Consider the following 11,669-nt stretch of genomic DNA (forward strand, 5'->3'; position numbering starts at 1 on the left):
TGTGGTCAAGGCGTTGCTATCCTTCTACAGGCTGAGCGCGCACAGCTTGCGCCGCTTCAATCACAGTGTCGCCGTCAGCCAGTTTGGTCATGCCGGCGTACACCACCTGATCACCCGCCACCAGGCTTTCGGCTTCAATGGCCGCGCGCTCACCCAATATCCGCAAGACCGTGACCGGCGTGCGTCGGGCAACACCATCACGCACAAGGAACACACTGGTGCTCGAGCTCGAGCTGGGGCCGGGTATGGAATTAGAGCTGGAGCTAGACAGAGGGCTGAAAGCGGAACTGGCTGCGGCGTTTACGTCACGTATCACCGCCAGCAGCGGCACGGTTAAGGCCGCAGTGGTTTGCGGGGTTATGCCCACTTCTACCGGCATACCCGCATTAAGGGTGTTAGCTGGAAGATTCACCAGCAGCGGTTGCAGCTCGCCACGAATGGCACCGGCTTGGGCGATTTCAATCACGCTGCCCTGCACCGGAGCCTGGCTGCGATCTTGCACCGACCACACCGGCAGGCTTGCGCCCAGACTTACGTAGTCCAACAGGTACACTGGCACTCTTACTTCCACTTCCCGCCCTTTGGGTGAAGATATGCGCATCACCGGCTGACCGGCAGCAACAAATTCATTCTGCTCGACCAACAAGGCTTCAACCCGGCCGGAAAACGGCGCTTTCAAAGTATTTTCTTCCAGCATTTTGCTGGCTTCGGCCAAAGATGCCCGGGCGGTGGCAACGCTGGCCTTGAGCCCGTCGCGGCGGGCGGCGATCTGTTCCAGCGCCTGTTCCGACACCACGCCGCGTTCACGCAGGCTGCTGGCGCGCTGCCATTCACGTTGTGACTGTTGATAGTTGGTGGTCAATTCGTCCAGGCGAGCGCTGGCAGAATCCCGTGCCGGTTCAAGGGCGGGGCTGTAAATACGCGCCAGCACGTCGCCAACCTCTACCGTTTGGCCCAACTCCACCCTACGTTCGGTAAGGGTTCCGCTGAGCTGAAAAGTCAGCGTTGCGCGCTGGCTGGCACGCACTATACCGGCAAAGCGCAGAGAGACCGCGCGAGCATCGCCGCCTTCAACCGCCGCGGTGCGCACATGTACAACTGCCGGACTTGAAGCTGTTGTTGAAGTGACCGTCTCACCCGTTGATTTTGAACACGCCACAGCCGTTAAAGCCGCAACCACTAGCAACGCCGTACCCAAATAAGGTCGCACCATGGGTGGTTTTATCCCCGTTGAAAATCGTAAATCGACCCCAGGCTCAAAATGCCGGTGAGTTCGTCCAGCGCTTTTTGTACTTCCTGCAGCAACATCGGATCGGCCAGATCCTGTTGACTCAGTCTGTCACGATAATGGGCTTCTACCCAGTGAGTCAAACGCTCGTATAAAACATCTGTTAGAACTACCCCCTGGTGCATGGCAGCCCGTTCTTCATCATTCAACACGACTCGCAAACGCAGGCAAGCCGGCCCACCGCCGTTTCGCATCGACTGCTTTACATCAAACACTTCCACCGCGGTAATCGGCCCTCCGCTAGCCACCAGTTTATCTAGATAATGGCTCACGCTGGCCACTTCCCTGCACTCACCCGGCACCGCCAGCAACATGCCGCTGTCGGTGTTAAGGAGTTGGCTGTTGAACAGGTAAGACGAAACCGCATCGGCCAGGGGCACTTCACTTCCGCTCACCCGCACCGCTTGCAGCTCACATCCAGTCAGGCGCTCACGAATGTCATTGAGCGTCGAGTTTTCATTCAGAAACGCCATCTCGTGATAAAACAGGGTGTTGCCATTACCGACCGCAATCACGTCGTTGTGGAACACACCGGCGTCAATCGCCGCCGGATTCTGCTGGGCAAATACCACGCCTTCATCACGCAAATTGTGCAGCCGGGCAATGGCGTGTGACGCCTCAAAGGTCTGCCGCGCAGGGAAGCGCTTGGGCGCCTTCGCCTTATCATTCAACGCACGCTGGCCATACACGAATAGCTCCACCCCGGGAGCGCCGTAATCGCTGCAAAGGCGGGTATGGTTGGCCGCGCCTTCGTCACCAAAATGGCTCACCGCTGGCAGCGCCGGGTGGTGGGAAAAATGGCTTTCGTCGCTGAATATGGCCTTTAAAGCACGGCCGGTGACCACGTGCTCGATGGAGCGATGAAACTTGGCACCCAGGTTGGCCGGGGTAAAATGCACCCGCCGGTCGCGGGTGTCAGCGCTGGGCGAAACCGTGGCCGCATTCGCGGTCCACATGGCCGCAGCGGAAGACACCGCCGCCAACAATTCCGGAGACTTTTTTAGCACCTGCGCCAGAACGTCTGCGTCGTTGCCGCTAAAACCCAAAGCACGCAAAGTCGGCAAGTGCGGACGTTCGTGGGGCGGCAACACACCTTGCACATAGCCCCTGTCAGCAAGCTGCTTCATTTTCGCCAGCCCCTGCAGGGCAGCTTCTTTGGGATTAGACACCGCACTGACGTTGGATTTCGATGCCACGTTGCCCCAGGACAACCCGGCATAGTTGTGGGTAAGCCCCACCAGCCCGTCAAAGTTGGCTTCTCGGGCATGATTTATCATTTTCAAGATTCCATAGCAGATGGCCCTGAGCGGGCCTTGAATAAACGTGGATATGCTACCCGGATCAGTCGAAGTGGAGCCCCGGTGCCAGAATGCCTGGCAGCTCAATCGCGTTGGCTTCTAGCGACGCCATCGGCCAGGCGCAATAGTCCGCGGCGTAATAAGCGCTGGCGCGGTGGTTGCCACTGGCTCCAATGCCACCGAAGGGCGCTGCACTGCTGGCGCCGGTTAACGGCTTATTCCAATTCACAATGCCGGCTCGAGTTTCTTCCAGCAGGCGCTGGTACAGTTTTTTGTTGTCCGTCAAAATACCCGCCGCCAAGCCAAAGCGAGTGTTATTGGCCAATTCCAGGGCATCGTCAAAGCTGTTGTAACGATATACGGTCAGTAATGGCCCAAAGTGCTCGCCATCCTCTAATTCCAGACCAGTAGCGTCTATTATGCCCGGCGATAGCAAACCAGTACCGGCTTTAAGCTGCTTCATTTCCAACAGCATTTTTGCGCCCTGCTTCACCATCTGTGCCTGCGCTGCCAGCAATTTCTCTGCCGCCGCGGGCGAGATTACAGCGCCCATAAAAGGCTGGGGTTCGGCGTCAAATTCAGCCACCGACAGCCGTTCGCTTACGTCCACCAAACGTTCAAGGAACAGATCGCCTTTGCTGCCTTTTGGAACCAGCAGGCGGCGGGCGCAAGTGCAACGCTGGCCGGCGGATATAAACGCCGAGTGAATGGTGTGGTGCACGGCGGCGTCTACGTCGCTTACATTCTGCACAATCAGTGGATTGTTACCGCCCATTTCCAACGCCAGAATTTTCTCCGGCTGGCCGCCATGCTGTTCGTGCAAACGATGGCCCACGGCGGAACTGCCGGTAAAGAACAGGCCATCCAGCCTAGGGTGCGCGGACAGTATTTTTCCAGTCGCGGCAGCGCCTTGCATAAGGTTGATCACGCCGTCTGGCAGGCCGGCGTTTTGCCACAGGCGTACCGTGAGTTCAGCCACCGCCGGGGTCAGTTCGCTGGGTTTGAAAATCACCGTATTGCCCGCCAGCAAAGCGGGCACAATGTGGCCGTTAGGCAGATGCCCGGGGAAGTTATAAGGGCCAAATACCGCGACCACACCGTGGGGGCGGTGGCGCAGCACCGCATGGCCAGCGGCCACCTCAGATTCACGGGTGCCGGTGCGCTCGTTGTAGGCTTGTTCTGAAATACCGATTTTACCGATCATTGCCGCAACTTCGGTGCGCGACTCCCACAGCGGCTTGCCGGTTTCCCTGCCTATTAATGTGGCTAAAACCTCTTTGTTGGCTTCAAGCAATTGCCCAAATGCCTTCACAATGGCAAGGCGCTCATCAAAGCGGGTGTTGCGCCATACACCAAAGCTTTTGCGGGCGGCGCGCACGGCTGCGTCTACGTCTTCTATACCAGCGGCGCTGCCGTCCCAAATCGTTTCGTCCGTTACCGGGTGCAGGGATTCAAATTTATCGCCGTGGCCGACGAGCCAAAGGCCATCAATTAGTAGTTCACCTGTCAGGTTGATCATGGTGGTGCGCCTCACTTAAACAATGTGTATTAGCTATTGGGGGGCTTTGAATGACTGTCTGGGCAGCGGACCGCTGTCTTTCAAAGGCGCCAGGCGCACTGTGTCGCCGGCCTGAACCTGAAGTTCCGCAGCAACGTCTTGCGGCAACGCAATCGTGTCGGCGTTTACGCAGGTAAGCGGCAGTGTGGTTGCACGGAAATGTCGCATCGAACGATTGGCCACAATAACGCGCTCGGTAACGGGCACATCGGTGGCCACCGGTGTGCCCGTAATGGTGACCGTGCGCTCAACTGCTTCGCGTACCGTGCGGATATTGTCGATAAACGTTTCCACCACCGGGCCGCCGTCAAAAATATCCACCAGCCCGTTGAAATTAAAACCCTCCGCCTGAAGCATATTCAACGCCGGCGCCGTATTGGCGTGCACGCAGCCAATCACCGAGCGGGCGGAGATTGGCAGCATCGACAGGTAAATCGGGTATTTCGGCATCAGCTCGGCAATAAAGGATTTATTGCCCATGCCCGACAGGCGGTCGGCTTCGCTGAACGCCATATCAAAAAACTTGCTGCCCAGAGCATCCCACAGCGGGTTATTGCCCTCGGCATCACTCACACCCCGCATTTCCGCGAAGATTTTCTCAGAAAACTGTTTACGAAAATCGTCCAGAAACAAAAATCGGCAGCGAGACAGGAGCAGGCCGTTACCGCCGCCTTTGTAGGTGTCCGCCAGCAACAGCGAGCAAATTTCGCTTACGTCGGTCATGTCATTGGACAGTTGCAACGTAGGCGTTCGCACGTGAACACCCAGCTCCCGCGAGGCATTCACGGTAACGCTCAGGCGATAGTTGTAAAACACCTCATCACGACCAACCCTGGCCTGTATTCCGCTTATTCCGACCGCTTGGCCTGTTGCGGTGTCTTCAAGAGCAAACAGATACAGCGCCGCTTCGGGGGCGCAACGCTGACTAAAACTGTTGCCCGCCAGATCGATTTTCTGCTGCAACAGGCCACGGTCTGCCGGCAGCGAGGTCAGACCCTTGCCCGCCTTTTCCGCCATGGCGTACAGGGCATCAAGGTCACGGTCAGCCAATGGGCGTATCAGCAGCATGGTCGCAGCTCTCCATCAATAAAAGGTACTCATGGCAGCGTTTTTGATGATACTCACACGGGTGGTCATAATGGCAATCCGCGCACGCTGTCACCGGTGTCGCCACCCAGGCGGCGCCAGGTGTCTATCGGAACTTTCAAGGCGGCGTCCAGCATTTCCCCAACCGGGGTCAGCGTGCAACAAAAGTGCGGGCCTTCGCCCGCCGCCAATAACCATAAAGGGCCGTCGGCATCGGCGCTGCCGCGGAGAATTTTTCGGCGGCTGGCCGCAATACTGTGCAGGCTGTCAGTGCGCGCTTCAAGCACAGGACCACCGTCAAAAATATCCACGTAGTGGCCGGCACCAAAGCCTTCTCTTTGTAACAGCTGCAGATTGCCGCTCGTTGCCGGATGGGCTTCGCCCAGAGCCTGCTGCGCGGCTTCGCTGAGCAAGGTTACATAAATCGGGTTGGGCGGCATCAGCTCGGCAATAAACGTTTTGCTCAGCTGCGCGGAGTGCCGGTCGGCGGTGGCAAAATCCATATTGAAAAAGTGCCGACCCAGGCTGTCCCAGAATGGCACACTGCCGTCGCTGTGCTGGATGCCTTGTAGCTCTACCACGGTGCGCGCCGCAAACCACTCTCTATGGCCTGCTATAAACAGTAAACGCGCACGGGAAAGCAATTCGAATGCCTGGGTGCCGCGAAGTTCCTCGGCGATTACCAGAGCACACAGCAGGGTGCAATCGGTCAGGGAGTGGGATGGGTAAAGCGCTTCCACCCGACGGGAGATACCCAATTCGTGGGACGCGTGAATAAGCTCGTCGCGGCGATAATTGTAGAAAGGCTGACCATTGCCGGCACGGGCATCAATACCGGCAACGCCTTTTATTTCATGGCTGTCGACGTGTTCCAGCACAAACAGAAAACGCGCCAGGTGCTTTGCACCATGTTCGCCCGCAAACGCTGCGCACGATTCTTTTATCCGGCCCGCCAGCGCCTCGCGCTCATGCGGCAGCGTAGACGGCAGCGCCCGCGTGTGCGCCTCGGCGAAAGTCAGTATGGGCTCGATATCTTCCGCTGTTACCGGGCGCACCAACCACATAGGACCTCCGCATTTATTGATTAGCGGTGAGTTTCTGCACGGCCGCTTCAAAGCGTTTCAGGGCTTCGTCTACATCGGCTTCCGGAATAATCAGCGACGGCGCTAGGCGCAACACGTTGGCGCCAGCTATTAATATCATGACACCTTCGTCCAGACCGGCGTTAAGAAAGTCTTTCGCCCTGCCCTGCCATTTTTCGGTTAAAACGCAACCCAACAATAAGCCGGCGCCACGCACTTCACTGAACACGCCATATCGCTCGCCGATGTCCATCATGCCTTTGCGCAGGTGATCGGACCGTAATTTTACACCTTTCAGAATTTCAGGCTGGGTGATGGTGTCCATGACTTTTTGCGCCACAGCACAAGCCAGCGCGTTGCCACCATAAGTGCTGCCGTGTGTGCCAACTGGCAAGCTGGCCGCGACCTTTGCGGTGGTCAGCATAGCGGCTATCGGGAAGCCACCACCCAAACCTTTGGCGCTGGTCAGAATGTCTGGCACCACGTCGTACATTTCGTAAGCGAAGACATAACCGGTGCGCCCTGCTCCGCTTTGCACTTCGTCAAACACCAGCAGCGCGTCGTTCTCGTCGCACAACTGCCGCAGACCTTGCAAAAACTCTTTTGTGGCCGGCATCACACCGCCCTCACCCTGAATGGGTTCAACCACAATGGCACAAGTTTTTTCTTTGGAGATCAGTTTTTTTACCGATTCCAGGTCGTTAAACTCGGCGTGCTGAATGCCACCCGGTGCAGGTTCGAACCCTTCCAGATACTTGGGCTGGCCACCTACGCTGACGGTAAACAGGGTGCGGCCATGAAACGCATTTTTGAACGCGATGATTTCATGTTTTTCAGCACCGGTGTGTTCCCAGGCGTAACGCCGCACCAGCTTAAAGGCGGCTTCGTTGGCTTCGGCGCCGGAATTGGCAAAAAACACACGCTCGGCGAAGGTGTGGTCACACAAGGTTTTGGCCAACCGCAACGCGGGCTCGTTGGTCATCACGTTAGACAGGTGCCAGATTTTCTGGCTCTGCTCCTGCAGCGCGCTCAGCAGGCCAGGGTGCGAATGGCCCAGGCAGTTAACTGCAATGCCGCCTTGCAGGTCGATAAATTCGCGACCGTCCTGATCCCATATTCGCGACCCTTTCCCGCGTACCGGTACAATCGTTCCGGGGGCGTAATTAGGTACCATAACGTCGTCAAACAACTCGCGGGATACACGGTCTTTGTTCATTGGTTCTCTCGATTATGTTCTCAGTTAATCAACGCATAAGTTAGCACGAATAAACATCTGACCTAATACTACGTCGGTTACGGCATTAGCACATCAGGCTGCGCTAAAGCCGGCAGTAGTTGTATACGGAATTGTCCTCTGTCTTTGCCCAGCAGGGCCTTAGCCAGAAGTTTGTACGAATCCAGGTCAAAATTGACCGCCTGGCCGCCCAGCGACAGCGAGTCCAGTTCGTGGTCATCGTGAACGGTGGCAACGTGCACCCAGTTGTACACCACCAGTACGTCGGTTTTATGGCTAGTTTCGTTACACTCGATAATCGCCACCGGCCCTTTCCATGGCCAGGTTTGCAGGCGCAGGCTGTAAAATGCAATTTGCATACGCAAATTATAACGCAGAGGATCTTCGCGGCCTTCACAGGCACCCTGGCAGCGGCCAAGCGCACGCTGAAAACAGGGGCCGCTGTGCTCGGATTCCAGGCCTAACAGGCGATTGCACAGCTCATTTTTTGCAGCAATACCCGCTAGCGCCCGCTCGGCGTCGCGTTTGCTGCGAAACAAACCGTAATAGTCGCCCAGCCTGCCGGGGTCTATTTCCCGTATCAGCCGCGCCTGCAGATAGCCTTGGGCGTTTGTGGTCAACTCTATGCTCACCAGATTCTTAGCCGCCCGCGAGCGTCGGTTGAACAACGGCTTCAGACCTTTGATCTGCTTCAACTCCAGCAACAACGCCCCCAACTCGCCGGCGGTTTCGGTCCAGTCAACACGGCGCAGACTTTCGGAAATTCGCACGCCGCGAGTCGAATTGTGATCGCCGGAAAAGTGCGAGGCCACCCGCTGCGCGATGTTGGTGCTTTTGCCCACGTACAAGAGCGCATCGTTCTCACCGTAAAACCTATAAACACCGGGCCCGCGAGGCAATTCCTGCAATGTGTCTAAAGGCAGGTGGGAGGGAATGCTCGGCCGCTGTAGCAACTCGCCTATGGCGGTTTCCAACGTGTCTTCGCCTTGCTGAGCCAACACATGCTCAAAAAACCCGAGCATGGCAGCAACGTCTCCCATCGCTCGGTGGCGCTGCACCTGCTGCAGACCATGGCGCTCAATCAGCGCGTCCATATTATGGCGCCGAAACTCCGGGTATAGCCGGCGCGACAGCTTCACCGTACACAACACTTTGGCCACAAACATTCGCCCCAGCCGGCGAAATTCTCCTTTCACAAAACCGTAATCGAAGCGCGCGTTATGGGCCACAAAAACCACCCCGTCCAGGCGTTGCTCCAGCTCGTCAGCAATATCCTCAAACAGAGGGGCATCCGCCACCATGGCATTGGAAATGCCAGTCAACTGTTCAATAAAGGGTGAAATGCGGGTTTTCGGATTAACCAGGGTTTGCCACTGGTCCACACATTCACCTGCTCGCCAGAACTGGATGCCGATTTCAGTGATGCGATCGGTTGCCGCGCTGCCGCCGGTGGTTTCAAGGTCCAGAAAGGCGAAGGTGGTGGTTTTCAGGTGCCGTGATGGTTGGGGCATAGGCTCTCGAGTTATTTACGAATTCACCGGTCTTTCAAGCTGTGCGAACCCACTCTCAGCTGAGGCCGGCTTTCATCAATTTCAGTCAGCGGTGCACATTCTTTGATGGTTTCAAGGCAGCGCTCGGTTAACACCTGATATTCGCGGGTGCCACTTTGCTTCCAGCCCACTTCTTTATCATTCAGTTGCCGCAGCACTTTGGCCGGTGACCCCACAATTAATGAGGCTGGCTCACACTCGAAACCGGCTTTTACAAAAGCGCAGGCTCCTACAATAGAGCGTGCTGCAATAACAGCTTCGTCCATTATAACGCTATTCATACCTACCATTGCGTCCTCTTCAATGGAACAGCCGTGCAGTATTGCACCGTGTCCCACGTGACCATTACGGCGAACGATCGCGTCTCGGCCCGGAAACGCGTGAACAACGCAACTGTCCTGCAGGTTCGAGCCTGCTTCCATAACAATGCGACCAAAGTCGCCCCGTAAAGACGCACAGGGGCCAACGTAACAATTCGCACCCACGTGCACGTCGCCTATAAGCACCGCCGTTGGATGAACGTATGCGGATGGGTGCACCACCGGCGTAACCCCGTCAATTTGGTAACACGGCATAAAACTCTCCTCACAAAGTCGTTCTTTTTAACTTAAAGACTATTTTATGTATCAAAACCTGGCGAAGACATAAAACACCCATATCGAGACGCTCGCGTTTATTTTACGAGTCTTGAGAGCTAAAATTTAAACACAAGATACACATAAAAATCAGAAATCTGCGAGCACTGCTAAACTGAAAAACCAAACGTGATACAAAAATTCATCATTATTGCCCTTGACCGGTATCAATTAAAACCTATACTCTTTCGTTAAAACAAACAACACAAAACACCGCTGTAAAGAACCGCCCGATAACTGCGGGCCCACGTTCTGGCAAATCAAAAATAATGAAATACCGAGACCACAATAATGCCGCAGATACTGCTATCAGAAGGGCCAAACAATGGCGTTCGCCTTCTAACGCTTAATCGTCCCGAAGCCCTCAACGCTCTCAACACCGCGCTGCTTGAGGCGCTGAGCGAGCAACTCGATATTGCAGAAACCGATCCTGAAACCAGAGCACTTGTTATTACCGGCAGTGAGCGCGCGTTTGCCGCCGGTGCCGATATCAACGAGATGGCCTCCCGCGATGTCGTTGGCATGCTGGAAGATCCTCGTGTCCAACACTGGGCACGCATAGACCGCTTTGTTAAACCGCTGATTATCGCCGTGAACGGGTTCTGCCTGGGCGGCGGCTGTGAACTCGCAATGCGCGGTGACATTCTCATTGCCGGCACCAACGCCCAGTTTGGCCAACCTGAAATCAACCTCGGCATTATGCCCGGCGCCGGCGGGACCCAGCGCCTGGTGCGAGCGGTGGGGCAATCACTGGCGATGCAGATGGTTCTCACCGGGGAAGCTATCAGCGCCCAAAGAGCCCTCGCAGCCGGTTTAATCACCGAAATCTGCCAACCGGAACTTACGATTGAACGCGCCATGGCGATCGCCACCACGATTGCCTCCAAAGGCCCTCTTGCGGTGCAGCTGGCGCGTGAGTCGGTGCGCCGGGGTGCGGATATGGACCTTGCTGCCGGCCTGCGATTTGAGCGTCACGCGTTTACCATTCTGGCCGCAACAGAAGATCGCCGCGAAGGTCTGAATGCGTTTCGCAACAAGCGCAAACCCCAGTTTATCGGACGCTGATCTCGCTCCAATAACCACCAAACAACGATCAACTGCCCGATGACAAACGGGTGCCAAAGCTACGAAAAGGACTATTCCATGACCGAGCAGAGCGTGCTTCTCGATATTGACCAGGGGATTGCCAAGGTTACCCTGAACCGCCCAGACAGCCTTAATAGCTTTAACGTTGAGATGCACAAACAGATGCGCGCCGCGCTCAAGAGCATTCGCAACGATGCCTCTGTGCGGGTAATGCTGTTGACCGGTAACGGCCGAGGTTTCTGTGCTGGCCAAGACCTGTCTGACCGCACCGTCAAGCCGGGCGCGCAAGTACCAGACTTGGGCATATCCATCGAACAGTACTACAACCCGTTACTGCAGGCCCTGCGGGACCTACCGATGCCGGTCATCTGCGCGGTTAATGGCGTAGCCGCCGGCGCAGGCGCAAATATCGCACTGGCCTGCGACATCACACTTGCGGCTCGTTCCGCCAGCTTTGTTCAGGCCTTTTGCAAAATAGGACTTATTCCCGACTGCGGCGGTACCTGGACCCTGCCGCGCGCGGTCGGAATGGCTCGGGCAAAAGGCCTCGCATTATTAGGTGGCAAACTGAGCGCCGAAAAAGCGGAACAGTGGGGCATGATCTGGCAGTGCGTAGAAGACGACGCCCTGCAAGATGAAGCCATGAACCTAGCTCGCCATTTTGCCACTCAACCCACCAAAGGCCTGGCAATGATCAAGCGTGCCCTGCACGCAAGCGCCAATAATACATTTGAAGAACAGGCATTGGTCGAGCGTGATCTGCAGCGCCTGGCCGGCCGCAGCGATGATTTCCGTGAAGGCGTTTCCGCCTTCACGGAAAAACGCGCCCCCAAATTCACAGGGAAATAAACC

10 protein-coding genes are annotated in these 11,669 nt (G+C 56.4%); 2 read left to right on the forward strand and 8 right to left on the reverse strand.

What is annotated here, in order from left to right:
- Window positions 1-16: 16 nt before the first annotated feature.
- The 8 genes from MRBBS_RS15720 to MRBBS_RS15755 form a co-directional block, all read right to left on the reverse strand.
- Window positions 17-1,213 carry an efflux RND transporter periplasmic adaptor subunit gene (locus tag MRBBS_RS15720; protein WP_050996661.1) on the reverse strand — a complete coding sequence of 399 codons (1,197 nt, stop codon included), beginning with the start codon at window positions 1,211-1,213 and terminating at the stop codon, window positions 17-19.
- Window positions 1,214-1,221: 8 nt separating this feature from the next.
- The gene (gene astB / locus MRBBS_RS15725; protein ID WP_014872566.1) at window positions 1,222-2,565 is read right to left on the reverse strand and encodes an N-succinylarginine dihydrolase; all 1,344 of its coding nucleotides are present in this window, start codon (window positions 2,563-2,565) and stop codon (window positions 1,222-1,224) included.
- A 64-nt stretch (window positions 2,566-2,629) separates the two neighbouring features.
- Window positions 2,630-4,105 (reverse strand): succinylglutamate-semialdehyde dehydrogenase, encoded by a 1,476-nt coding sequence (gene astD / locus MRBBS_RS15730; RefSeq protein WP_014872567.1) that lies wholly within the window; start codon window positions 4,103-4,105, stop codon window positions 2,630-2,632.
- A 33-nt stretch (window positions 4,106-4,138) separates the two neighbouring features.
- Complete coding sequence (gene astA, locus MRBBS_RS15735; RefSeq protein ID WP_014872568.1) at window positions 4,139-5,212, reverse strand: arginine N-succinyltransferase; 1,074 nt, start codon at window positions 5,210-5,212, stop codon at window positions 4,139-4,141.
- 65 nt (window positions 5,213-5,277) lie between these two features.
- Window positions 5,278-6,294, reverse strand: a complete 1,017-nt coding sequence (locus MRBBS_RS15740) for an arginine N-succinyltransferase (protein ID WP_014872569.1) — start codon at window positions 6,292-6,294, stop codon at window positions 5,278-5,280.
- A gap of 13 nt (window positions 6,295-6,307) precedes the next feature.
- On the reverse strand, window positions 6,308-7,528 hold the full coding sequence (locus MRBBS_RS15745; protein ID WP_014872570.1) for an aspartate aminotransferase family protein: 1,221 nt from the start codon (window positions 7,526-7,528) through the stop codon (window positions 6,308-6,310).
- Window positions 7,529-7,605: 77 nt separating this feature from the next.
- A complete protein-coding gene (locus MRBBS_RS15750) occupies window positions 7,606-9,057 on the reverse strand; it encodes an exonuclease domain-containing protein (protein ID WP_014872571.1) in 1,452 nt (483 codons plus the stop codon).
- A gap of 23 nt (window positions 9,058-9,080) precedes the next feature.
- Window positions 9,081-9,671 carry a phenylacetic acid degradation protein PaaY gene (locus MRBBS_RS15755; protein WP_014872572.1) on the reverse strand — a complete coding sequence of 197 codons (591 nt, stop codon included), beginning with the start codon at window positions 9,669-9,671 and terminating at the stop codon, window positions 9,081-9,083.
- A gap of 351 nt (window positions 9,672-10,022) precedes the next feature.
- Between MRBBS_RS15755 and paaF the strand changes: the two genes are divergently transcribed.
- Window positions 10,023-10,796, forward strand: a complete 774-nt coding sequence (gene paaF, locus MRBBS_RS15760; RefSeq protein ID WP_014872573.1) for a 2,3-dehydroadipyl-CoA hydratase PaaF — start codon at window positions 10,023-10,025, stop codon at window positions 10,794-10,796.
- Window positions 10,797-10,874: 78 nt separating this feature from the next.
- Complete coding sequence (gene paaG, locus MRBBS_RS15765; protein WP_014872574.1) at window positions 10,875-11,666, forward strand: 2-(1,2-epoxy-1,2-dihydrophenyl)acetyl-CoA isomerase PaaG; 792 nt, start codon at window positions 10,875-10,877, stop codon at window positions 11,664-11,666.
- Window positions 11,667-11,669: the final 3 nt, after the last annotated feature.

It is taken from the genome of Marinobacter sp. BSs20148 (assembly GCF_000283275.1).
In the GTDB taxonomy this organism is placed as follows: domain Bacteria; phylum Pseudomonadota; class Gammaproteobacteria; order Pseudomonadales; family Oleiphilaceae; genus Marinobacter; species Marinobacter psychrophilus.